Genomic DNA, 22,229 nt, shown 5'->3' on the forward strand with positions numbered 1-22,229 from the left:
ACAGTCAATTGTGCCTTTTATACTAGATTTTCATCTATTCCCTCAGCAATAATCATGAACTTAGAAAAATAGGTGACTATCCGGTTGAATATTAATTTCCATTGGTACAGCTTGAGGTTCGGCAGATAACGCATAAAAAATGGCATTAGCAGCAGTTTCGCAACTGAGCATTTTTTTTCGGTCTACCTTTAAACTCACATTGTCCCAGAAAGAAGAATCTATGCCCCCAAAGTAGAACAGGGTGAACTTGACTCCAAAACGCTTAAGTTCTTCCGCCATACACTTGCTAAAACCAACAACGCCAAACTTAGAAGCAGAATAAGCCGCAGCCATTGACATCGAATGCTTTCCTAGAATTCCCACCACATTACAGATATGACCAGATTTACGTTTTTGCATCTCTTCAGCCGCAGCTTGAGTGGTGTAAAAACTGCCTTTTAAATTTAGATCCAGCATCCTATCTAAATCGCCTGGTTCTATACTGTTGTAAGGTTTAAGGACACCTGCACCAGCCGCATTTACCAAAACATCGATTTGACCAAACTGGTCCATAGTTGCTTGTATTAATGCCTTTACCTGTTGGGGTTGAGTAATGTCTGTGGGAACTGTCAACACTTCCCCTGATAACTCATCCGCCAATGTTGCGAAATTTACTGCGTCTCTAGCTGCTAGTACCAACTTAGCTCCTGTGGGCGCAAGTTTCCGAGTTAAGGCTGAACCAATACCGCCCGTAGCACCGACAATGACAACGACTTTATCCTGCATCACAATATTTACATTTCTTTACAAACCATTTTTAGTATAGCAACCGCCAAGGTACTTAGGATATTAACTGTAGTGCTAACGCACGGCGTAAGCCATTAATCAAACCTAGACACAACAAGACTTTCGATTCTGTCACCTGCTGTATATAAGCTAATAATCAAATCATTCAAGTTGCATCCCCGTGTCCCCGCGTCCCCGCGTCTCTCCTTCTCCGCGTCCCCGTGTCTCCATTTCTCCGCGTCTCCGCGTCTGGGATTTAACGTATAGCTACTTCCCATTTTCTGTCTGTTTGCTTTAGCTGCAAAGAACTGCAAGACTGTAAAAACTTCATATAAGTAGTATTGATTTTTAATTCTTTGATTTGCTCAGTGATGGTTTTACCATGTTCCTGATTAAATTTAGTGCCTAAAATGCTAATATCAATGTATTTCTGAGGATGGTTTTTTGTTAACTCTTCCAGTATTTTTTTAATTGCTGACTCCAAATCTGCTGAAGTATTTATACTAGATAAAAATCCCTGACTATTACTCCTCTTAGATGTACTTATTTCCCATTTTGCTCCTTTTTGCCTGAGTTGGAAACCACTGCAAAACTGCAAAAATTGTATATAACTACCACTAATCTGTAATTCTTTTAGTTGCTTAGTAATGGCTTTACCATATTCCTGATTAAATTTACTACCTAAAATGCTCACATCAACGTATTCATTAACAGATTGCTTAATTAATGTTTCTAGAATTCCATGAAGCGCTTTTTCTAAATCAGCTTGGGAATCAATACTCGTGATTATATCGTTGTGATTATTTAATGTATTGTCGGCTTCATCATCCCCAACCTCAATTAGATTTTTATCAAAAACTGTCACATAAAAATCAGATGAATCATCAACTTTATGAATTACAAAATCAGCAGGATAACGAGTAAAAATATCTTTGGGTTTTTTCCCAGGTAAATGAGTAGCAATCACTTGACTCATATTAATTTTGTGTTTGGTATTCAGTAACTGAAATACCTTAGAAACCTTCACCCATTGATTTCCAGTCGATTCTTTTTCATCGTTAATTAAGACTTTGAGGATCTGAAGTAACGAAGGTATTTCTGGTAAAGGTTTAACGCAATGGGTTTTAGTTTCTCCTGTAAAGCTATTGAATAAATTGATATTTTCTCCATGCTGACTAACTTGATATACTATTAATCCATGTTGCTGTAAATTGTTGCATAAATTAGTCATCACCTTATCTGATGAGCAAACCAAAACTTCTTTCGCATTGGGATAGCGTTCATGAATTGAGGAGCCAAAAGCAATCATTTTCCCATCTGCATTGTCTCTACCAGCAGGAACATGAATCAAATCATAACCGCGTTCATGTAATTCTACATCTAGCTTGCCGCGATTACTCCAATTAGCAAAGGCAATTTTTACTTGAATTGGACAATTACAAATTGTTGTGAAAAACTTTTCTGTATTGCTATTAATTTGTAAATTTTCGGCATCTAAAAGTAAAACGGCTATTCCTACTTGCTGTAAAGATGGGACAAATGTAGGATGTAATGACCCGTTGAATGCAGATGTTACAGGATTGAGTTGCCGAATCTTGGTGATTAGTTCTAATAAGATTGGTGAATGAAAAGCTTCAGTAACAACAATGGCTTTTAGGTATAATTGCAGCTTGTGCAACAACTCTTCCCAACCTTGAGTTTGGCTGAGTAATGCGGTAAACTTTGCGCTCAAAGCCGATTGATTAGAATTACTTTGCCATTGAACTTTTCTATACTTTTCCAATAATAATTCTGGCTGCTGTTGTTGAATAGCAATGATTGCTTGGCAGACATGAGCGGCAATTTGGGTTAACAAGGCAGAATTATAGGTAGTCAGCGATCGCTCATTATTTGGCATGGCTCATACATTAGAGTAAGGCATCCTGGCGGAAATCACTATTAAAGCTGGTAATTTATATCGTGTCGGCTTGAATACTTATACTATCGATCAAACTGGTAATAGGTGATGGGCAACTGATCATGGAAATATAATTATTACCAATTACATATTACCAATTACCCATAAATATGTTATGAGTGATTGACCAGACAAGATATTACTCATTTTAGATCGAGTGCAGAAACTAACTGAAGATCAGTAAAATTCCTTAACCAATACTTAACTGTGCATATTTTCGCCCCAGATAACTTTTACCACAATAAAGGTATCTAATTCACCAAATTCGGGAATATAGGATTGGATGAAAATTAAAGTAAACTTATTTGGTTGTATTAAATACAGGAGACTGAGGCATAGCACAGAGGAAGCAGAGGACAAGACGGAAATATCCCCAATTACCAAGACCTAGAACTTAGAACTTTAATGTTCGCTAGTACCCACCAGAAATAATGCCACTACTTACAAATATTCGCAGGCGTTCTATTCTTTCTCTGGCTATTATTCTCCCCATTGGACTTTTATACAGCCACTATCGCTATTCTATTTGGTGGTTGAACCAAGAGGTAGGAGGGATTTTCTATGAGATATTTTGGTGCTTGTTCGCCTTTGTGTTTATTCCCACTCGCCGAGCAGTTTGGCAAATCCCTATATGGGTATTTATAATTACTTGCTCGTTGGAGTTTATACAATTGTGGCATCCACCATTTTTAAATTGGGTACGTTCATTTTGGTGGGGAAAAATGTTAATCGGTACTGCTTTCACTTGGGCAGATTTTCCCTATTATTTTATTGGTAGTGGGTTAGGATGGCTGTGGTTGCGGCTGATAGTTCGGGGAGCAAAGCTAAAATAAGTCGTTTTACCGATAACTTTGCTTCTTAGCGATAGTTTTAGTCCAATGGTAATGATAAATTATTTCAATAAGCTTTACTATTTTTTTTATATTCTCCTTTATCTCTCTATAGGCTGCAATCCTGATTTTTAAGAGTTTTTACAGATAGTTCTCTTCAGCGATATTGACCTTGACTAATTCATCAGGTTAAGGGAAACTTACTAATAACAGACGTACCTGCTTATAAAAATAATAATTTTTGTAAAGATTCTGAAATATATATTGCGAAAGATGGAACATTAGTTAACAAATGGCAAGTTTGTATCTGATTTGTTCCTGCGGCTAGATTTTCAGCAACTCTACTAAAGCAGTAAAGTTCAAGAGTACTATCGAGGTTGGCTTTCAGAGCATGGAGACATTAGAATTCATAATTTATCCAGACGGTCGGGTACAAGAGAAAGTCACGGGTATTATAGGGACTTCTTGTGCTGAAGTAACGGCAGCCATAGAGGCGCAGCTGGGACAAGTACTGAATCAGGAGCCAACCTCAGAATTTTTCGCCACCAATAATAATGTGCAGGAATCTGGTGTAGCGAATACGCAAACCGCGTTTAGCGAATGGTAAGTTTTCCAACTAGTTTATTGTCATTCATTCACAACCACCATGTCACACTTTAGCCAAATCAAAACTCAAATCCGTAACCTTGAATCCTTGAAAGACGCGCTCACTGACTTGGGTATAGACTGGAAGCCAGGCCCACAAGAAGTACGCGGTTATCGTGGCCAAACCCATCCTGCTGAAGTTTCCATTGAGCAGGAAAATGGTTATGATATCGGTTTTAGATGGAATGGCAAAGAATACGAATTGGTAGCTGATTTGCAATATTGGCAGCAAAATTTGTCTGTAGATGGATTTTTGCGCCAAGTAACCCAACGTTATGCTTACCAAGCAGTGGTGAAAGAAACTGCGCGGGTCGGTTTTCAAGTGACCGAACAACAAAAAAATGAAGATGGTTCGATTCGTCTAGTTGTACAGCGCTGGAGTTAATCATGTCTGATTTGCCGCAGTCACCAGAAGCAGAAAATAATCGTTCCGGTTTAGAGCCAGAATTAGGGGGTTTTTTACGAGACGAGCTTGAACGTTCTGGTTTAGAGCCGGAACTAGGGGGTGTGCTGCGGCAAAAGGGCGTTTATGTAGATGAAATTACCTGCATTGGTTGTAAGCATTGCGCCCATGTTGCCCGTAATACCTTTTATATTGAACCAGATTATGGGCGATCGCGCGTAGTTCGCCAAGATGGAGATGTAGAAGAGGTAGTTCAAGAGGCGATAGATACCTGTCCAGTTGATTGTATTCACTGGGTTGATTACACGGAACTGAAAAATCTAGAAGAAGACCGCAAGTTTCAAGTCATTCCTGTAGTTGGTTATCCAGTGGAACACGCTGTAGCTGCTACTGAAAAACGCCGGAAGAAGCAAAAGTTAAAAAAGAAACAATCTTAAAATTAAAATATCAAGCAATTAACATTTTATCGGGCTGGTGTTGTTACCAGCCTTTTTTTTCTCGTTCCCTCTGTATGGGAATGAATTCCAGGAAGACTCAGGCTTCCGTTTTAGTCGAGTCAGAGACTCTATCAAAGCATTCCCAGTCTGGAGACTGGGAACGAGATAAACAATCTTAAAATTTAAATATCAAGCAATTAACATTTTATGGGGCTGGTGATATTACCAGCCTTTTTTGCATTTAGTCAACTGAAGTTAAACCCAACTGAACACGAAAATCATCATCATAATTTGCTTCTTCCCAGTTTTTAGCTAATTTCACTTGGTCTGGAAGTAGATTTCTTGTACCACTGAGGTTTGCGCCACTGAGGTTTGCGCGTGAATGAAAAGCTTCAGTAACAACAATGGCTTTTAGGTATAATTGCAGCTTGTGCAACAACTCTTCCCAACCTTGAGTTTGGCTGAGTAATGCGGTACTGAGGTTTGCGCCTCTGAGGTCTGCGCTAAAGAGGTCTGTGCCTCTGAGGTCTGCGCCACTGAGGTCTGCGTCACTGAGATTTGCGCGATTGAGGTTTGCGTTCAAGAGCTTTGTGCGACTGAGGTCTGCGCCACTGAGGTTTGTGCCTCTGAGGTCTGCGCTAAAGAGTTCTGCGTGACTGAGGTCTGCGTGACTGAGGTTTGCGTCACTGAGGTTTGCGCTAGAGAGGTATGCGCGACTAAGGTCTGCCTTACTGAGATATGCGCGAATGAGGTATGCGCAAATGAGGTTTGCGCCACTGAGGTTTGCGCTACTGAGGTCTGCGCTACTGAGGTGTTTACCTACTATGTTGACGAAATCACCAATCTTACTTGTGTTGCTATAACTAATGATGCGATAAAATAAATGCTTGTCAAATTCATTTAAATTCTGACAGGGATGAAATGAGATTTCGTCTTTTAACTCATCTTTGTCGCGAGCATAATCATGTAATTTAAACAGGAGAATTAAAACATTTAGCCCAGTATAAATATCAACTTCTCGTAGTCCTATTGTTACACCATATTTGTGTAACTGCATCATTTTATTTTGGGGCAAATTTTCTTGATATTCTTCATCAATTAAGTTATTTCTGTAAGCATTGATGAATTTACCAGCACACCAGTCATAATAAAAATCTTGCAACCTAGTAAATAATCGTTGCAACTCCTCTGATGTCAATTGCTCACCGCTATCAGGCAGAATTAACCCTATTAAATACTGGACAATTTCCCCTGTCAGTCCACCATAACCTAATAAGTCATAAATTTCTTCTTCTAGTTGTTTTTTAGCAAGCTTAAACCGCCAGCGTTGATTTTTTTCTTCTCCTGCAATCCATTGTTTACAACTATTTCGTAAACGTTGAGCAAATAAAAATTCACTAAAACTTTTATGAACAAATTCTACTGCTCCTTCTTTAACTCCATTAGCAGAAGCTGACTTTAAATAAAATGCTGCGAGAGCATTTCTTAGTGGGTTATCACCTAATTTTATTTGTGCATCTTCGAGGATTTCTTTTGCATCTTCATCACTTCTTAGCCTTTCCTCAATATGTTTAATTAAAGTATATTCTCCCCCAGTTTGAGTTACACATAACCCAACTTCAGCTAAAATCCTTTTTAAAGCTTCTGTTTCTAAAGCAGTAATGTCTCGATTCAATACTTCAGAACGCTGTGTTGTTAATACCCAATCTACAGTCTTTTGATAAATCGTTATTTTTGCTTGATTACTACTAACTCCAGCAAACATGGAATCTGTTATTTCTCCATCTCGGTGCATTGCTGCTAACAGATACAGTAATAAGGGTTCTTGTGCTAAGGTTTTTACCTGTTCGGGACAGTTATTGGATTTCAGAAAATTCCTAAAAGCTAGAGATTTATCTTCACCAAATTTATTTCCCCACTTCTTTAACCATTCTTCTTGATCGTCTTCTTTCATCAAACATATTTCTACCCTAGCTAAATTATGGGGAATAAATCTTTCAATTCCTTGTAAAGCTGATTCTCTCCCCGTAATTAAAAACCGATGTCCCATTTGGGAATTACTATCACAACTTTCTTGTAAACCACCGATTTGTTTGAGAAATTCTTCTATACCTTTGGTAGAACTTCTCTGCATTCTTAACTCATCAAACCCATCCAACAAAAATAAAAATCTAGTATTAGCATCTGTTAACCAACTATCATCACCCTGAGCAAAATCTGCATTCACTGCTGTGCGGAGAGTCTGTTTAATATCGTTTTCAAAAGTGCTGATATCTCGTAATCTAATTAAAATCGGTGTCCAAACAGGATGTAAGTTTTGGTGTACCCATTCTGCAAACACCCGACAAAATACACTTTTACCTCTACCTGGACCCCCTTGGATAAACATCACCTGCTTTTGTTGCTGAGAATCAGGATTAATTAATAAATCTCTAACCCATTTTTCTAAAATCACTGGACTTTGTTTAGGATTGGCATTTTCTATCACTTTCCCGTTACTATCTAGCAGTTTAGCTTGCAGAGGTACATAGAGATCGGGAATAGTCAAGTCTTTTTCACCTAAGATTTGCCAACGTTTTTTAATTTTATCATTGCTAGACTCAGGTGAAATTTGATCCTGGAGATAAGAGTTAATTTTACTATATTTAGTATTTTTGATTTTTTCTTGTGCTGCAATAAGATTCTGGTTTAAAATCTCAGACAAACTTGATTTACTTTTGATTTCTTGGCTGATTAGTTCTGCGATACATTCTAGAGTTCCCCAACCCACCCAACCTGTAATAATTTCTGCTGTGTATTTATCAATTCCAGCTTTTTCTAAATAAATAGATAACTGCCGTTTTAAAATTAAGCCTAAATGTGATTCGGTAAAATCAGTTAATGCCTGTTTTGCTAATTCTGCATCTAATTGTAGTTTTCCTAATTCAGTAATTTCTTGTTGTATCTCTACACCTGATGCAGCATTATTAAATCTTTTCTCTAACCAATAATTCTCTCTCACTAAATTATCAAAACTGCTAATATAAGCAATAGGAACAGCAAGATCTACCCATTCTTCTAACTTGCTCTTTCTATTATTTGATATTGACTGTAACCATTTTCCTGCTAGTACAATAAATGGTAGACCAGCGGTTGCTGCTGGTACAAAAGGAACAGTAGAAAACAAACCAAATGCTGTGGCTAAACCCGCAACGGCTCCAGTAATTTCTCCACCTAATTCAATTTTCTCTCCAGTTAGTTTTTGCCAAGTCTGCTTAATGTTAAGAACTTCCATTTAGTTATACAAATTTGCTGTAGTAAAAATATTTAGTAATTAATTTTACTACTAATTCGCTGCACCAAATTATAAAAATAAGTTTAAAAAACTAAGCAAATTTTTAGGGTGCGTTACGTTGTCGTTAACACACCCTAATATACTCGAATCTAAGAGGATGTTTAAAAAGTTTTGGGCGAATATAATATTGCTCCGCAACGCCAAGGGCGAACGCTACTACACAGGCAAAGTTCACCTCCGTGGACTAATGAAAAAATGGGATTTTTAACCCGCGCAGGCGGGTTTAGTTTGTATAGCCGCGACTTCTAGTCGCCAGGGCTGTAATAATTTAGACTTTTCAAACAACCTCTAAAATTAGTATTTTTTGATTTATTTGAGTAAGGTATCATGCTGTGAAAGTAACTTCTCAACTTTAGCCTCATCAATTCTAGAAGTTAGCCTTCTGGATTCGTGTAAGTCTCTAGTGGTTTTTGCCAAGGTGAAAGTTGAACCTACAGAAAAAGCTAAACCCATACCCATAAAGCCTTTTACCCAATTATCTACAGGTAAATTGACAATGCCAAAACCTGTCATAGAAATAGACATAATAAAAGCTGCCCAGGTTTGAATAATCCAAGCATTACTATCTTTTTGTGGGCCAATTGTTTGCATAACTCACCCCTAACTAAGTACTATAAGCACAATTTTATGAAGTGGTCGAAACAAGTGGCAATAGTAACTGACCAGTTCCGCAACTGTACTTAATAACTGGAGTTAAAAATTCATCAAATTAAGCAAATGCTGCTGAAAATTTTGTACCAGTTCGGCAAGTGGCATAAAAATTATGAATTCGTAATTCGTAATTCGTAATTCGTAATTCGTAATTCGTAATTCGTAATTCGTAATTCGTAATTCGTAATTCGTAATTCGTAATTCGTAATTCGTAATTCGTAATTCGTAATTCGTAATTCGTAATTCGTAATTCGTAATTCGTAATTCGTAATTCGTAATTCGTAATTCGTAATTCGTAATTCGTAATTCGTAATTCGTAATTCGTAATTCGTAATTCGTAATTCGTAATTCGTAATTCGTAATTCGTAATTCGTAATTCGTAATTCGTAATTCGTAATTCGTAATTCGTAATTCGTAATTCGTAATTCGTAAACAGGGAATAAATAGGCAGGGGGCAGGTGCAGGGTGCAGGGAACAGGGAATTCTTAATTTTCCCCGCGTCTCCGCGTCTCCGCGTCCCACTGTCTCCGCGTCTTCCCCTCCCCGCGTCCCCGCGTCTCCTCATGGTGTTTCTGGAAAAGTTTGCACCTTACCATCGGGACTGAGAACTACTCGCAGTCTGATATTTTGCCCTGATTTATTAGTAGAAACAAAAGCTTTACCAATTTCTGGAATACCTGTGGTGTTTACGTATTCTCTCGCGGCTCGATTTAATGGCAGAATGCGTTCAACAGAGCCGTCAACACCCAACATCAAACTATACTCTAGTGTTTGCGAAAATCCATTAGGTGGCTGCCAAGTCTTTTGTAGAAATTCCCTGGCTTCTGCCACTTGAGGGATATCAAACAATGTGGTGTTGGAAGTTCCTTGTGTAGGTAAAGGAGTTTTGGTTGCATTTCGCAATTTGGCGACCACATTAGCCTCACTGGTGACAGCAGGATTGGTCTCAGGGGAATTAATGCCGCTATTTACCTGCGGTGTGTCTAGTGGAGAAGATATTTGGGGAGAAGTTTGACTCTGAGAGTCATTGGGTATGGAAGTCAGAGACTGAGGAATTGTGGAGATACTATTGCTATTACTAGAAGGCAAAATTTCACGGGTGGGGAGAGTAATTCCACTTTGGTTAATCACCCCTGTAGCGTTTGGTTGAAAATTGGGTGTTGTTGGTAATGGAATCTGGAGATTGGAAGAAAGGGCTGGTGTTGTAGTTTGCTCTCTTGTGAGTGCATTTTTCGGTAATGTTTTAGCTGTGGACTGAACAGTTGAATTGGGGAAAGAGAGAGGCGGTGGGTCTACAGTGGAATTAGGAAGTGGCGGGATAGAATCTAAACTGGGTATTTGTGACGAAGCACTAGTAGGAAGAGGAGAAGGCAAATTACCAGGAGGAGTTAGTGCTGGTTGGGAAAAGGTTGAGTTCAGAGTGGGTGAAGGTTCAATAGCTACTTTTTCAGATGCTGAAGTTGTTGTTTTCGCGGTTTGCTGTTGCTGTTGCCTATTGCTGTTGGCATATTGCCAAGTTAAAGGAGTTAAACCCACAGCTAGTACCATCATTGCCGCCACAGGTGTCCAAGTGGGTAAAACCAAACTGGGAACAGAACTCTCACTATTAAGATTTGGTAGTGCTATGACATCAGCTGAGTATTCATCTAAAGCTGTTGCCAAATCAAATAGTTGCAATAGAGAGAGTTGAATTACAGGGCCTGATGTTGAGTTAGCAAGGGAACCGAGAAATAGTTTATGAGTTAAATTGCCACTAGATTCTAGGTAAATTGTTGCTTCTAGAATCCCCATACTAGATGAGTTTACGGTCTTGGGTGACGATGATGAAGTGGGGGGAACATCGTCTAATTGGGGCTGGTCAGATGTGGTGTTAGAGTTTTGCGGTTCTAAGAAAGTCAGACAAAAGCTATCTGCTGATTTTTGCAGGAGTTGTTGAACGTAGGTTGTGACTACATTACACAAAACTTCTAGTTGATCGCGATCGCCCTGAATTGGCACTTTGAGTTCTTCTGGTAGTCCTGGATCATCAAAGTGGAGTTCAAAACGTATTTGTTTGAGAACAGTTTGACCCATCCAACGAGATAAAGGTGAGCTTTGCGCCCAGATTTCTAATGTGCAAGTAGGGGGCGTGTAGCGACGAATTACAGAATTTGAGCGAGGCATAGCAAAAATTGCAATGGGGACAAAGGGGAATTTTGGATTTTGGATTAGTATTTGAAAATCTAAAATCTAAAATCTAAAATTGTTTTGTGGAACGGTCTATGAGTGATAACCACAGGCGGCGGTGTCCATTAGGAGCGCTATAAAAAAGTAAATCTACGAGCAGTTTTAATGCTAAGTGGGTCAGCGAATCGGTAGAGATTTTTTCATCTTCTTCCATGCGTTCTTGATAGGTGTTGCAGAAAGTATCAATATAATCGCCCAGTAAAGCAATCTGATGAGGTTTCTGGTTTTTTGCGGCTATTTGTTCTAATAGACCCACACCACGACGAATTAATTCCTGGTGCTGTTTGGCGAGGTAACAGCTAATCAAAACTAGCGATCGCGCTTCTTCTACATCTAGATTTTTTCGACCTCCTTGACCTTTGCGTAAGGGATTCGACTGACGCAATCGCCATAAAGCTACGCGATCTGGAACTTTTGACTCTAAATTGAGATTAATTGCCGCCGAAAGCATAGCCTCAGAACCAATGCCAGTTAAAGTTTCTAGAGATAACAGCACCAAGTCTAACTGGGTTTTGATATTGTCCCATTGAACTGAGTTGGCGGCTGGAAAGTGGTTTAGATCTTCCCAGTGGGAGTTTGGTGTGGCTGATTTGGCGGCCAAGTGCATAACTTTTAGCATAGGTGATCAGGCGAATAGAGGCTGTTGCTGTTACCCTTTTGGAAACAGACCCTTCAGCATAAAAGTTGGTTTCCCATAGTTAGCTTTGAATCAGTTTGGTAAACAGCAGTTTTCTTTGTTTTACTCTAAATGAAAATTTCTTTTCTCAATATGAGAAGTTAATGAGGATTGGTCATTGGTCATTGGTCATTGGTCATTGGTCATTGGTCATTGGTCAGGGAATACATAATTCTTCTTTTTCCCCGCGTCTCCGCGTCTCCGCGTCTCCGCGTCTTCCCATCTCCCTGTTCCCTGTTACCCGTTCCCTATTCCCTGTTCCCTATTTGACATGAGCAATAGTGACACCACTGCCCCCATCAGCTTGTTCGGCTGGTTCATAGTGGCTAACTCTGGGATGCTGTTGTAGAAAAGCGTGAACGCCTTGCTTGAGCTTACCAGTACCGTGTCCGTGAATAATCCAGAGAGGTCCATCAGCTTCAGAAATGGCTTTGTCTAAAATATATTCGCTATCAGCTACCCGTTTTCCGCGCAAATCTACGGTATTTTTGGAAGTGCGAATGGCTGGGACTGGTGCTGGTGGTGGAGTGACTACGGCTGGGGCTGGTTTGGCTTTAATGATGGGTTCTGGTTTTTGCCCATCTAGAGATTCTACGTCTGGTAATTGCACCGTCATTTTCATGATTCCAAAGCGGACAGTTAACTCACCATCTGTATTAGGGGCGGTGATTACTTCGGCGGTTTGTCCTAATTTGGGAATACGGATGCGATCGCCTATTTTAGGCATAAACCCAGGTTTGGGTTTGGGTGGTGGTGCTGGTTGATATTTTTCGGTGATTTGATTTAACGCACTGGTTGCTTGCTGGGCATCTTGGGCTGTGGGTGTGCCTTTTTGCAAACGGCGAATTACTTGGGCAATTTCTCCTTTAGCTTGGGTAATTGCTTGTTGTACTGCTACTTCCTGAGAAGCACGCAAATCTTTTTCTCTCTCTTCTAAAGCTGTGGCTTTTTGAGAAACTTCTTTATATAACTTTTCTGCTTGGCGTAACAATTCTTGGGCTTCAGCGGCTTTGGTTTCTTGACGACGGCGTTGGGCTTCTAAACCGGCAATCACCTGATTCACTTCATCGCTGGCTTCTCCCACTTGGGTTTTAGCCTCTGCGACTACTTCCGGTTTTAGCCCTAAGCGTAAGGCAATAGTTAAAGCGTTAGAGCGTCCAGGAATGCCCCACAACAGCCGATAAGTTGGCGAGAGAGTACTTTCGTCAAATTCTACGGAAGCGTTCTCAAATCGCTCATCTTCGTATTTCAGGGCTTTGAGTTCACCGAAGTGGGTGGTGGCAATTGTGAGTTGGGCATGATTGGCGAGATATTGCAAGAGAGCGATCGCTAATGCACTACCTTCTGCCGGATCTGTACCTGCCCCAACTTCATCCAGTAAAACGAGGGATTGGTAATTGGTGATTGGTGATTGGTGATTGGTAATTGGTGTTGGCGGTAGCCTGCCGTTAGGCATATGGTAATTGGTGATTGGTAGTTTTATTCCTTCTTCTTCCTCTTCCTCCTGACTCCTGACTCCTGACTCCTGTACGGGCGAAGCATTCGGGCGATCAATTATCGGTTTTTGGCAAAGGCTATTTTCCGAATGCTTCGCCCCTACCTCTAATGCTTCTAAAATCCGACTAATGCGGCGAATATGTCCTGAGAATGTGGATAAACTTTGTTGTAAAGATTGTTCATCACCAATATCAGCTAAGACTTTGTCAAACCAAGGCATTTCTACTGGTTCGCGGGCGGGGACAAATAAACCCACTTTCGCCATCAAAGCCGCTAATCCCAAGGTTTTTAACGTTACTGTTTTCCCGCCAGTATTGGGGCCTGTAATTGTCACTACCCGAATATTGGGACTGATGAGTAAATCGACGGGAACGACTGGGTTTCCTTGTTCATGCTGCTGTTGCCAAACTAACAACGGGTGACGCAGTTGCCGCAAGGTGATAATTTCTTGTTCTTCCCGATTAATGAAGCGAGGAGGATTAGCACCTATCCAGAAACTATAACGAGATTTAGCTGTTGCCAAATCTAAGGTGGTGACAATGGCTAATAACCTTTCTAAATCTGGTTTAACTGCGGCGACTTGTTCGGTTAAGGCGCGGCGAATTGATTCTGCTTCTGTTTGTTCTTTTCTGATGGTTTGGCGCAGTTGGTTCCCTATAGGGACGACGCTGTGAGGTTCAATATATAAAGTCGCGCCACTGGTGGAAGTGTCGTGAACAATACCGGGAATTGCGTCTTTTTGCGGTGCTTTGACTGGGATCACAAAGCGATCGCCCCTTTGAGTAATCAGTTGTTCCTGAACTGCACCTGATTTGGCTTGAATGATGTTTTGCAGTTTTTGGGTAATTTGGCTGCGTATGCGCCGTAAATCAATGCGAATTTCCCCCATTTTTTGACTGGCGCGATCAGTGACTTGAGCGCGTTCATCAATACAGCGGTGAATTTCCTGTTCTAGTTCTGGGTAAGTCCGTAATTCGGAAACTAACTCAGTCAGGATTGGTAAATTGTCCTGGTTATCAATTACACGCCGTAAATTTCTCGTACCCGCGAGGGTAGTTGCGATCGCTAACAGTTCCTCACCTGATAAAATTCCTTGCAGTTCGGCTCGTTCTAGGGAATCGCCAATATCTTGAATTCCCTCAAAAGACAAACCTGGGGAAAGGTGACTTTCCAGTTGGTAGACTTCTTTTGTTTGAGCCAACAACTTTTGGCTTTCTGTCTGGGTTTCCGGGATTGGCAAGTTACGCGCAACTATTGCCCCTAACTTGGTTGCCGCAAAGGTGGAAAGGTGCTGGCAGAGGCGTTGCCATTCTAGTAGTTCTAAGGTTTCAGATTGGATCAAGGTTTCAACGTCTAATCTGAAGATATGGTAACAATTCTCGCCCCCAGAAAGCGAAATTTTCAGGAATAAATCAGCAATAAATTTTTTGCGTGTGTCTGTGAAGCAAAAAGTTATCAGTATAGGTAAGAAACAGGCGTTTTTGTAGGGTGTGCCGTATGGAATTGGCTTAAAAGCGGGAAAGCAGGCTGATTTGCTAAAAATGGCAAACCCAGTAATTACACTCTAGTTAAAAAAGCAATTTGTATACAAAATAGGAGTTGCCACATACATAATGACGGTGATTGTAATCCGATGAATAACTCAATGATTTCTAGCCGCCAAGTCAGAAAGTATCTGCAATTTCCAGCCTTATCAGTAATATTGGCTGCTAATTTAGGAATCACTGCCATAGATGCACCAGCTTTAGCCCAAACTACCACAGTTTCATCTGTCAAAAACAGTGTAACCTTTACTTGCAACGACTCTGAAGCGAAAATCAAAGCTAAAAATGGAGCGAGGGTAACCGTTGGCACATCAACAATCTACATTGGTTATCAGCAAGTATCATCTCTTAACAAAGACCCCCGCATCATCCGTTTTGATAAAGGTGTGAAAAAATGGTGTCGCAGCGACTACGAAACCACTGGTGATGATGGTAGTGGCTATGGACTGATTTGGAATGGAGGAAGTGTTTTATACGGTGTTTTCTCCTCCACTGGTAGCCAAACTGGTAATGATTTCCGGCGCTTTGCTACTGGCCGTTGGCTACCCAGCTATGGTAGTGGTGGCGGTGCAAAAGTAGCAGTTATAGCCCGGATTGACCCCGGCAATGGAAAGGTAAATTATGCCACATTTCTCAGTGCCAGAAAGCCTAGTGATGGAAAAAGTAACTCTTTAATTGTTAAGGGACTGTCATGGAATGGCACCACTTTGACTGTACAGTCAGATTCTTGGTGGAGTCCCCGTCGTGCGAATAAAAGTTCCATGACTTGTTCTGGTTCGTCACCTTTTTCATATAGAACAGTATTCTCTGGTGACTTAAAAACAGTTAATTCAGCTTCAGCAACTGGATGTAAGTAGGTTAGCGAAGCTAAAAACCGAACTCAGGTTAATATCATGTCCGCCTAATCACTTATCAAAAAAATTCTCCGCGTCAGTTTATAGCAACGAACAAGGCTGTTAGGACATCATCCAATGCTAAAACTTAGACACCAAAAGACTTTTAGCTCTGTCACCTGTCACCTGTCACCTGTTACCTGCTATAAATGATAAGTATTCAACCGGACATGATATAACCCCTCCTCGGTGTTTGGGAGAAGGGGTTGGTAAGTCAGTTAATTGTGGGGCTTTGCCTCGTTGTCGTAACAGGCGTATTAGGGTTGTTAATATCCGCCTTCTTCTTCGTACTCCGGTTGTCTTTCCTTCACCTTCTTGGGAATATTCACTGGTTTGGGTGCATCATCCCAAGCATCACCTTCGACATCATCATAATCGTCATAATCGTCGGTGTATGGCTTTTTGTAGGGTTGAGCTTTGAGCGGTTCTTGATATTTATCTTGACCACTCGCTTCACTCCAATTATCTTCTTCGTCTTCTTCGTATTGAATTGATTCGTACTGCCGCGCTTGCATTACTCGCCGCTGCGGTCTTTCTTCTTCTATATAGTCTTCAGTCCATTCTTCTTCTTCCCGCGCTATAGGTTCAGGAGTGCGGACTTTTGGTCTAGGTGGCTGTAATGGTACTCCACTAGGCAGTTGATTGGCTGGTGAAACTGTACGTGGCGCAGAATAGCCATATTCTTCTTCTGCATCTCTCTCCCAAGGTGCCTTACCAATTCCCAGCCGTTCTAGGATACCGACTGTCAATTGGTTAACTCGTTCTTCAGCACCTTCAAAGACAATCAAGCGACTGGGGCCAGTACTAACAATTTCGTCTATTGATATTTCGTAGGTACTCAAAAATTGGTCAGGTATTTGGGGAACTCCCAAAGAAGCGATGACTATTGAGTAAATTTTACCAGTTTCTCCATTAAACTTAAAGCCTCGCACCTTACCCAGGACTTCGCCTGTTTCGGTAATGACTTCCCAGTTCATCAAGTTGCTGAGGGCTTCAACTTCAATATCTTCGATGACATCTTCGTTATCAACGAGGATGACATCACCGATTTGGTTGATACTGTTGAGATACATTTGACGAGGCAGTCCAGAGATAGAGATCAGGCTGTCTCGTAAACCAAGCGCCACAACCTCTCTTTGATCAATGTCAACCCAGACTTGACTCACGATACCCAGCCGTTTGCCGTTGTCGCGGGTGATTACCTGGGTGTTTAATATATCGGAACGTCTAATAACTTGTTCAGAGGTCATTCTATACCGAGTCCTGATCTCGAATCCGGTTTGTGTATACACTATTTTTAACAGAAACTCAAGGGGATGTATGGGAAGATTGTAATTTAATACCCAAAATACCCAAAACTTGAGTATTTGCTCCCCTGGCTTGAGTTACGCCAATTGTGCGTTCGGCTGATTCTATCATCGGACGACGCAAACTTACAACAATAAATTGGGCTTGTTCTGCCTGTTGTTTAATCATTCTAGCTAATCGTTCGACATTTGCCTCATCTAAAAACATATCTACTTCATCAAAAGGCGTACAATCTAGTAAAATTTTATTCAGCCCTAGCGATTCCTAGGTCGCGCTTTCCTGCGGAACACTACGTGAACGCTATCGCACTTTGGTCAATCTAACCTACAAGCGATTCCTGCGGAGCGCTACGCTATCGCACTTTATTAATCCAACCTACGAGCGATTCCTAGGTCGCGCTAGTTCCCTCCGGGACGCTTTGCGAACGCTATCGCACTTTATTAATCCAACCTACGAGCGATTCCTAGGTCGCGCTAGTTCCCTCCGGGACGCTTTGCGAACGCTATCGCACTTTATTAATCCAACCTACGAGCGATTCCTAGGTCGCGCTAGTTCCCTCCGGGACGCTTTGCGAACGCTATCGCACTTTATCAATTTCTCACACTGCTTTCGCTAGTGGCATGAATATTTCAACGGCTTCAAACGGTACAGATATTTTGTCTTCTTCTGTCCGTTCAATTAATCCCAGTTCTTCCAGGCGATTTACGTCTGTGTGTACGTTTGAATAGTTTCTTCCGGCTGTTTTTGCCAGCGCGTAAATACTGCATGGCTCTATTTTGCTTAAAGTATCAAGCAAATCAAGTCGAGCAGGCGTTAGCTCGCTAAAAAGTGATTTTGCAGATTCAAATGAAAGTCTAAAATTTACTGGCTTTCCAATTTCGGAGTCTTTAATTTGTTGACGAGCGGCTCGGATTGCAGAACCACCTTTGGCTACTTCAACAATTGCTTTCATGATTCACTCCAGGTTTCAATGTCTTTTTCAAAATCGTCAAGCAATTTATCAATGCTTGTGAATTTGTAATCTATTTCGTGCGAATTTATATGTTTATGATCTCCTTTTCCGCGTTCGTTGTCATATCGAATTCTACATTTTCCATTCTGCCCGTAAAATAATCTGTATTTGTATTTATGTGTGCTTGGTGGTGTTGGTTCTGGTAATTCCCATATAACAACCTCGACGATTGATCCGTCGTCATGAACTTCTTTTGCTTTGGCGATTAGAGTGGCCTTCATATATTGCATTGTAGCAATATATTTAACTTCTGTCGAGTAGCAATATTATGATCCGAACGGCACAGTTGAGCGATAGCGTTCGCAAAGCGTCCCGGAGGGAACTAGCGCGACCTAGGAATCGCGCAAGCGCTGACTTGTCAGTTCGCCGATTACACTTAACACCAATAGGTGAACTCGCACTAATGAATAATCAAACTATCTCTGGTCATTTCTAAAAAATCATACGTCAAAAACAATTCGATTATTTGAGTAATATTTTGTAGAAAAAGTTGTTCAATTTGTTTGTTACTAATATTACCTGTCGTTATTAGTAGTAGTTTATAAGGCCAGGGTTAGCGCGTCTCAAATCCTGTTGACAGGGGAATTACAGTAGAGGAGAATAGTTTGCTATGGATGCTGCTAACACAGAAACCATGTATTGATCATTCATAGCAGCTCGCCGTGATTTTTGTCGAATACTACGACGAAAAGTTGGTTCTCGGTCTAAGGCATTGAGAGCAATGCGACGTAATAAAGCAAAGTTTTGTGGACTGTGCATGGAATGAATCCGACATTCATCTTCATGGAAAGTGACATCTAATGTCCAATGAACAGAGTTTTCAATCCCCCAATGCTGTCGAATCGCACTACCAATTTTGTTAGCATCACTATCAAGACTAGTAAGATAAAATTGCACTTCATGGGTAGTTTTATTCCAATGCTGAACCTTGCGAACTACCATGACTACTGTTGTTAATCCTGCCCATTGGTTTTGTTCATGAAGTGCGGGTAGTTGTGATACGGGAACAGTATAACAGGTGCGATTTTCGATGCGGTGATGTCCTTTTTCGACCCGTTGACTAATACTGACATCAACACCTTTAAAGTCTAGAGATTGTGCTATTTCAAACCAATTTTTCACTTGTTGATGTAGCGTCGGATGATTATCTTTTAGGCTGAAAATATAATCAGCATTTCCAGCTATGATTTGTTCGGCAATTGATTTTTGCGTACCCATTGCATCAATAGTGATAATACAGCCAGACAAGTCCAGAGTCTCTAACAGTGCTGGAATCGCGGTGATTTCATTTGATTTACAATTGACCTTTGTTTGTCCTAGAATCAACCTATTCTCACAAGCCCATGCACTCACTGTATGTAAAGCTTTTAGTTTCGATTCTCGGTCATATGACCCGCGATGAGTTTTACCATCTATAGCAACTACTTCTACACCCAATTTCTCCACTAATGATTGCACCCAATTCCGAAAACATTGCTCAAATTCTTTGGGGTTTATCCTCTCAAATACTCTTCTAAATGTATCTGGACTGGGTATTCCTGCTGGTAATTCTAAAAATGTTTCTAGCCACTCTTTTTTACTTAGTCCATATTCTTCAATATCTTCCCAACCCTCTGCACCTGCTATTACTGCTAACAAGGAAATAGTGATAATATCGGTGAGTAAATGCCATCGGGTCCTTTTCGCTCTAGGGTCTTTTATTCCCGTAAAGTGTTGCAGAAAGTTACTTGTAATCTCTTTACTGTCTACACTGGGTGTAACAGATTTTCTGGTTTTGCACTTCTTCTTAAATCCTGTTGACATTACTTAGATACAGCAGCTAGATGGGTTATCTATTAACTTACCTTGAGTTGTGCCACTTGATCATCCTCCCACATATCAACTAGATTCCCTTGTCAATAGGATTTGAGATGCGCTAACCCTGTTTATAAGGCTCTTGTTTGATTAAAAAAGAATCTAAAAAATCTTTATCTTTGGTAATAACAATTCTCTGTTCTAGGATTGATAGTTTGTTGATTTCCGAATCTGAAGTTGCATTTTTTAAAGGAAGATTTTTGGTATGTATAACATCACAACCTAAGTTCTCTAATAAACTGGCAATTCGCATTGGTAATTGAGCATCAATCAAGAATTTCATGAAACTAATTGGAGGATACTCTTAACTTGAGTGAGTCGAGTAGCAAAGCTGAGAACTGCTAAAATATCTTCGTATTCTAAATCATCATAATCTTCTAAAATATCATCAATATTCATGCCTGAACTCAAAAGTTCTAAGATCATTTCCACCGGATAGCGCAATCCACGAATACATGGTTTACCATGACAAATATCATGGTTAATTGTTATTCTATTTAATAGAAGGTTATTCATGATATTAGATGTTATGTTGGCACTAAATTAATTGTACTTGATTTTTCGAGTTCTATGACAATAGAGAAAAGCGAACTGAAAATCAGCGTTGCGCGATTCCTACGGAGCGCAACGCTATCGCACTTTATCAATCTAACCTACGAGCTATCATACTTTGGTCAACTCAACCTACGAGCGATCGCACTGATTGGGGCATAACGAAAGTCCCCACAATTCCAGAGAATATTGGCGATGAGTAATCTTTTTCGTAGGATGTGTTAGCGCAGCGTAACGCATCATCTTTATAAGTAAGTATCATATTCATAAATATAAAAGGTGCGTTAAGTAACACACCCTACAAGATATGTTATTTCTTCAAAGAAACTATTAAGATGGACCGACTGCCTCCTCTGATAATTTGTTTAGGTAATCCAAACTATATTCCCTGAACCCACCATCTTTAGAATCACACTCAAACTCATAAAAAACATCTTGGCTTTGTAGAACCAACCCAGGTATTCGATGCGGGTCTCTTTCAGAAAGTTCAATTACAGCACTCTGTGGTGATTTACATTTTTCTTGGATCTTTTTCTCTAAATGATCTAATTCCTCCTTCTGTTGTACAAACTGCCAAGTCAGTTCCTTCTCAAATTCTTCAATTTTATATCCGTCGCTCACCTTAACAATATCCATCTCAATCAGTAATTTCTTATTAGATGTCCTATCAGTTAGGAGAACTTCATAAGACTTATCTTCTTTTTCTTGTTGTACTCCACTTATACACAGACCTAATCGAATTACATAACCTTCAGCCAAAAACTTTGCTTCTGCAGGTAGTGTAGAGAAATCAACAGGAACAAGCCCAGATTGAGATTTTAGGAGCTGTTGATCCGGACAATAAATGTGACTTTCTACTTCAGTTTTGAAATATTGCAGTTTTTTAGATTCAGGTATAATATATTCCTTTACTACTACTGGTGTTAAAAAAAAATTAAAACAAAGACTTATTGCAGAAATAATTAACGTACCTTTGGGATGAGATTTGACCTTGTTGACTAGGGAGTTAAGAACGTGGTTAAGAGCAGCGCGTAACTCTTTACTTTCTTCAGAAGATGGATCTCTTTCTGGAGGAGTATTATTACCAGTCATAAAAACATCCTTCCTAAATTGTCTCCATAACCCAAAGATTCTCCGGCTCGAAACACAGCGATACTAAGATCCCCAAATGTGGTAACATTAGCCAGATTATAACTATCGTTCAAAGACAAATATAGAGCTTTTTGTATGCTCTCCTGATTACTTACTCCCATCGATAGTTCTCCAAAATGTGTTGTAACTAACTTCACAGATTATAACTAGGATTCCTGAAATAGAAGAGGGAAATTTTACTTCTATAGTACCCAGATTTTATGGTGGTTATATTTAAATAATTCAGGTAGTGAGAGAATTACAACCTATTCAAAATGCAATCACTCTCTTAGGTTATTTTCAATTACTCAGATGATTTCAATTTAATACCCAAAACTTGAGTATAAGCGCCTCTGGCTTGAGTTACGCCGATTGTGCGCTGTGCTGACTCTATCATCGGGCGACGCAAGCTCACAACTATAAACTGTGCCTGTTATCTCATGATTTTAGTGCAAGATGTGAGCTTTGGTCACGTCTATGTTAAGCTAGGTGCTTATAATAAGTTTAAATGCAC

General features: G+C 40.2%; 24 protein-coding genes. 6 read left to right on the forward strand and 18 right to left on the reverse strand.

What is annotated here, in order from left to right; all coding sequences use genetic code 11:
* Positions 1–60: 60 nt before the first annotated feature.
* Entirely contained in the window at positions 61–765 is a 705-nt protein-coding gene (locus A9Y75_RS00815; protein ID WP_071187339.1) for an SDR family oxidoreductase, read from the reverse strand.
* Positions 766–1,021: 256 nt separating this feature from the next.
* The gene (locus A9Y75_RS00820; protein WP_071187341.1) at positions 1,022–2,662 is read right to left on the reverse strand and encodes an NYN domain-containing protein; all 1,641 of its coding nucleotides are present in this window, start codon (positions 2,660–2,662) and stop codon (positions 1,022–1,024) included.
* Between the two features lie 491 nt (positions 2,663–3,153).
* Here A9Y75_RS00820 and A9Y75_RS00825 point away from each other — a divergent pair, with 491 nt between their 5' ends.
* The 4 genes from A9Y75_RS00825 (at position 3,154) to A9Y75_RS00840 (ending at position 5,037) form a co-directional block, all read left to right on the forward strand.
* On the forward strand, positions 3,154–3,555 hold the full coding sequence (locus A9Y75_RS00825; protein WP_071187343.1) for a DUF2809 domain-containing protein: 402 nt from the start codon (positions 3,154–3,156) through the stop codon (positions 3,553–3,555).
* A 388-nt stretch (positions 3,556–3,943) separates the two neighbouring features.
* Positions 3,944–4,159, forward strand: coding sequence for a DUF2997 domain-containing protein (locus A9Y75_RS00830; protein WP_071187345.1), 216 nt, complete (start codon positions 3,944–3,946; stop codon positions 4,157–4,159).
* Positions 4,160–4,198: 39 nt separating this feature from the next.
* On the forward strand, positions 4,199–4,582 hold the full coding sequence (locus tag A9Y75_RS00835; RefSeq protein WP_016949366.1) for a DUF1257 domain-containing protein: 384 nt from the start codon (positions 4,199–4,201) through the stop codon (positions 4,580–4,582).
* Between the two features lie 2 nt (positions 4,583–4,584).
* Positions 4,585–5,037 (forward strand): ferredoxin, encoded by a 453-nt coding sequence (locus A9Y75_RS00840; protein ID WP_071187347.1) that lies wholly within the window; start codon positions 4,585–4,587, stop codon positions 5,035–5,037.
* A 241-nt stretch (positions 5,038–5,278) separates the two neighbouring features.
* Here the strand turns inward: A9Y75_RS00840 and A9Y75_RS00845 are convergent, their stop codons facing one another.
* The 5 genes from A9Y75_RS00845 to A9Y75_RS00860 all read right to left on the reverse strand — a co-directional run bounded on the left by A9Y75_RS00845 (position 5,279) and on the right by A9Y75_RS00860 (position 11,867).
* The gene (locus tag A9Y75_RS00845; protein WP_071187348.1) at positions 5,279–8,311 is read right to left on the reverse strand and encodes a pentapeptide repeat-containing protein; all 3,033 of its coding nucleotides are present in this window, start codon (positions 8,309–8,311) and stop codon (positions 5,279–5,281) included.
* 369 nt (positions 8,312–8,680) lie between these two features.
* Positions 8,681–8,962 (reverse strand): YiaA/YiaB family inner membrane protein, encoded by a 282-nt coding sequence (locus A9Y75_RS00850; RefSeq protein WP_071187350.1) that lies wholly within the window; start codon positions 8,960–8,962, stop codon positions 8,681–8,683.
* Positions 8,963–9,080: 118 nt separating this feature from the next.
* Positions 9,081–9,587, reverse strand: a complete 507-nt coding sequence (locus A9Y75_RS29210) for a hypothetical protein (RefSeq protein ID WP_177176059.1) — start codon at positions 9,585–9,587, stop codon at positions 9,081–9,083.
* On the reverse strand, positions 9,584–11,185 hold the full coding sequence (locus A9Y75_RS00855; protein WP_071187352.1) for a DUF4335 domain-containing protein: 1,602 nt from the start codon (positions 11,183–11,185) through the stop codon (positions 9,584–9,586). The genes A9Y75_RS29210 and A9Y75_RS00855 overlap by 4 nt, the downstream gene beginning before the upstream one ends.
* Positions 11,186–11,258: 73 nt before the next feature.
* Positions 11,259–11,867 (reverse strand): DUF3038 domain-containing protein, encoded by a 609-nt coding sequence (locus tag A9Y75_RS00860; protein WP_071187354.1) that lies wholly within the window; start codon positions 11,865–11,867, stop codon positions 11,259–11,261.
* Positions 11,868–12,028: 161 nt separating this feature from the next.
* Here A9Y75_RS00860 and A9Y75_RS28090 point away from each other — a divergent pair, with 161 nt between their 5' ends.
* On the forward strand, positions 12,029–12,199 hold the full coding sequence (locus A9Y75_RS28090; protein WP_177176065.1) for a hypothetical protein: 171 nt from the start codon (positions 12,029–12,031) through the stop codon (positions 12,197–12,199).
* Here A9Y75_RS28090 and A9Y75_RS00865 read toward each other — a convergent pair.
* Positions 12,187–14,763, reverse strand: a complete 2,577-nt coding sequence (locus A9Y75_RS00865) for an endonuclease MutS2 (RefSeq protein ID WP_071187356.1) — start codon at positions 14,761–14,763, stop codon at positions 12,187–12,189. The genes A9Y75_RS28090 and A9Y75_RS00865 overlap by 13 nt on opposite strands.
* A 291-nt stretch (positions 14,764–15,054) precedes the next feature.
* Here A9Y75_RS00865 and A9Y75_RS00870 point away from each other — a divergent pair, with 291 nt between their 5' ends.
* Positions 15,055–15,822: a hypothetical protein gene (locus A9Y75_RS00870; RefSeq protein ID WP_071187358.1), complete on the forward strand. Its 768-nt coding sequence runs from the start codon at positions 15,055–15,057 to the stop codon at positions 15,820–15,822.
* A 302-nt stretch (positions 15,823–16,124) separates the two neighbouring features.
* Here the strand turns inward: A9Y75_RS00870 and A9Y75_RS00875 are convergent, their stop codons facing one another.
* The 10 genes from A9Y75_RS00875 to A9Y75_RS27105 form a co-directional block, all read right to left on the reverse strand.
* Positions 16,125–17,108 carry a PRC-barrel domain-containing protein gene (locus tag A9Y75_RS00875; protein WP_071187359.1) on the reverse strand — a complete coding sequence of 328 codons (984 nt, stop codon included), beginning with the start codon at positions 17,106–17,108 and terminating at the stop codon, positions 16,125–16,127.
* A gap of 58 nt (positions 17,109–17,166) precedes the next feature.
* The gene (locus A9Y75_RS00880) at positions 17,167–17,418 is read right to left on the reverse strand and encodes a hypothetical protein (RefSeq protein WP_343232365.1); all 252 of its coding nucleotides are present in this window, start codon (positions 17,416–17,418) and stop codon (positions 17,167–17,169) included.
* A gap of 346 nt (positions 17,419–17,764) precedes the next feature.
* Positions 17,765–18,118, reverse strand: coding sequence for a MarR family transcriptional regulator (locus A9Y75_RS00885; protein ID WP_071187363.1), 354 nt, complete (start codon positions 18,116–18,118; stop codon positions 17,765–17,767).
* The gene (locus A9Y75_RS29215) at positions 18,115–18,399 is read right to left on the reverse strand and encodes a DUF6516 family protein (protein WP_236721290.1); all 285 of its coding nucleotides are present in this window, start codon (positions 18,397–18,399) and stop codon (positions 18,115–18,117) included. The genes A9Y75_RS00885 and A9Y75_RS29215 overlap by 4 nt, the downstream gene beginning before the upstream one ends.
* A 364-nt stretch (positions 18,400–18,763) precedes the next feature.
* Positions 18,764–19,981, reverse strand: a complete 1,218-nt coding sequence (locus tag A9Y75_RS00895; RefSeq protein ID WP_071187370.1) for an ISAs1 family transposase — start codon at positions 19,979–19,981, stop codon at positions 18,764–18,766.
* Positions 19,982–20,093: 112 nt separating this feature from the next.
* Positions 20,094–20,315, reverse strand: coding sequence for a DUF5615 family PIN-like protein (locus A9Y75_RS00900; RefSeq protein ID WP_083389460.1), 222 nt, complete (start codon positions 20,313–20,315; stop codon positions 20,094–20,096).
* Complete coding sequence (locus A9Y75_RS00905; protein WP_015080100.1) at positions 20,312–20,548, reverse strand: DUF433 domain-containing protein; 237 nt, start codon at positions 20,546–20,548, stop codon at positions 20,312–20,314. Before A9Y75_RS00905 ends, A9Y75_RS00900 begins: the two co-directional genes overlap by 4 nt.
* A 163-nt stretch (positions 20,549–20,711) precedes the next feature.
* Positions 20,712–20,852: a hypothetical protein gene (locus tag A9Y75_RS29220; RefSeq protein ID WP_177176066.1), complete on the reverse strand. Its 141-nt coding sequence runs from the start codon at positions 20,850–20,852 to the stop codon at positions 20,712–20,714.
* Positions 20,853–20,914: 62 nt separating this feature from the next.
* Entirely contained in the window at positions 20,915–21,676 is a 762-nt protein-coding gene (locus A9Y75_RS00910) for a hypothetical protein (RefSeq protein WP_071187372.1), read from the reverse strand.
* A complete protein-coding gene (locus tag A9Y75_RS27105) occupies positions 21,673–21,873 on the reverse strand; it encodes a hypothetical protein (protein ID WP_143046336.1) in 201 nt (66 codons plus the stop codon). Before A9Y75_RS27105 ends, A9Y75_RS00910 begins: the two co-directional genes overlap by 4 nt.
* Positions 21,874–22,229 lie beyond the last annotated feature (356 nt).

This window comes from Trichormus sp. NMC-1 (assembly GCF_001858025.1).
In the GTDB taxonomy this organism is placed as follows: Bacteria; Cyanobacteriota; Cyanobacteriia; order Cyanobacteriales; family Nostocaceae; genus Anabaena.

What these genes read in the sequence shown, in the direction of transcription:
- A9Y75_RS00815 (WP_071187339.1), bottom strand. Translation starts at nt 765, where the DNA reads ATGCAGGATAAAGTCGTTGTCATTGTCGGTGCTACGGGCGGTATTGGT.
- A9Y75_RS00820 (WP_071187341.1), bottom strand. Translation starts at nt 2,662, where the DNA reads ATGCCAAATAATGAGCGATCGCTGACTACCTATAATTCTGCCTTGTTA.
- A9Y75_RS00825 (WP_071187343.1), top strand. Translation starts at nt 3,154, where the DNA reads ATGCCACTACTTACAAATATTCGCAGGCGTTCTATTCTTTCTCTGGCT.
- A9Y75_RS00830 (WP_071187345.1), top strand. Translation starts at nt 3,944, where the DNA reads ATGGAGACATTAGAATTCATAATTTATCCAGACGGTCGGGTACAAGAG.
- A9Y75_RS00835 (WP_016949366.1), top strand. Translation starts at nt 4,199, where the DNA reads ATGTCACACTTTAGCCAAATCAAAACTCAAATCCGTAACCTTGAATCC.
- A9Y75_RS00840 (WP_071187347.1), top strand. Translation starts at nt 4,585, where the DNA reads ATGTCTGATTTGCCGCAGTCACCAGAAGCAGAAAATAATCGTTCCGGT.
- A9Y75_RS00845 (WP_071187348.1), bottom strand. Translation starts at nt 8,311, where the DNA reads ATGGAAGTTCTTAACATTAAGCAGACTTGGCAAAAACTAACTGGAGAG.
- A9Y75_RS00850 (WP_071187350.1), bottom strand. Translation starts at nt 8,962, where the DNA reads ATGCAAACAATTGGCCCACAAAAAGATAGTAATGCTTGGATTATTCAA.
- A9Y75_RS29210 (WP_177176059.1), bottom strand. Translation starts at nt 9,587, where the DNA reads ATGAGGAGACGCGGGGACGCGGGGAGGGGAAGACGCGGAGACAGTGGG.
- A9Y75_RS00855 (WP_071187352.1), bottom strand. Translation starts at nt 11,185, where the DNA reads ATGCCTCGCTCAAATTCTGTAATTCGTCGCTACACGCCCCCTACTTGC.
- A9Y75_RS00860 (WP_071187354.1), bottom strand. Translation starts at nt 11,867, where the DNA reads ATGCTAAAAGTTATGCACTTGGCCGCCAAATCAGCCACACCAAACTCC.
- A9Y75_RS28090 (WP_177176065.1), top strand. Translation starts at nt 12,029, where the DNA reads ATGAGGATTGGTCATTGGTCATTGGTCATTGGTCATTGGTCATTGGTC.
- A9Y75_RS00870 (WP_071187358.1), top strand. Translation starts at nt 15,055, where the DNA reads ATGAATAACTCAATGATTTCTAGCCGCCAAGTCAGAAAGTATCTGCAA.
- A9Y75_RS00875 (WP_071187359.1), bottom strand. Translation starts at nt 17,108, where the DNA reads ATGACCTCTGAACAAGTTATTAGACGTTCCGATATATTAAACACCCAG.
- A9Y75_RS00885 (WP_071187363.1), bottom strand. Translation starts at nt 18,118, where the DNA reads ATGAAAGCAATTGTTGAAGTAGCCAAAGGTGGTTCTGCAATCCGAGCC.
- A9Y75_RS29215 (WP_236721290.1), bottom strand. Translation starts at nt 18,399, where the DNA reads ATGAAGGCCACTCTAATCGCCAAAGCAAAAGAAGTTCATGACGACGGA.
- A9Y75_RS00895 (WP_071187370.1), bottom strand. Translation starts at nt 19,981, where the DNA reads ATGTCAACAGGATTTAAGAAGAAGTGCAAAACCAGAAAATCTGTTACA.
- A9Y75_RS00900 (WP_083389460.1), bottom strand. Translation starts at nt 20,315, where the DNA reads ATGAAATTCTTGATTGATGCTCAATTACCAATGCGAATTGCCAGTTTA.
- A9Y75_RS00905 (WP_015080100.1), bottom strand. Translation starts at nt 20,548, where the DNA reads ATGAATAACCTTCTATTAAATAGAATAACAATTAACCATGATATTTGT.
- A9Y75_RS29220 (WP_177176066.1), bottom strand. Translation starts at nt 20,852, where the DNA reads ATGAATATGATACTTACTTATAAAGATGATGCGTTACGCTGCGCTAAC.
- A9Y75_RS00910 (WP_071187372.1), bottom strand. Translation starts at nt 21,676, where the DNA reads ATGACTGGTAATAATACTCCTCCAGAAAGAGATCCATCTTCTGAAGAA.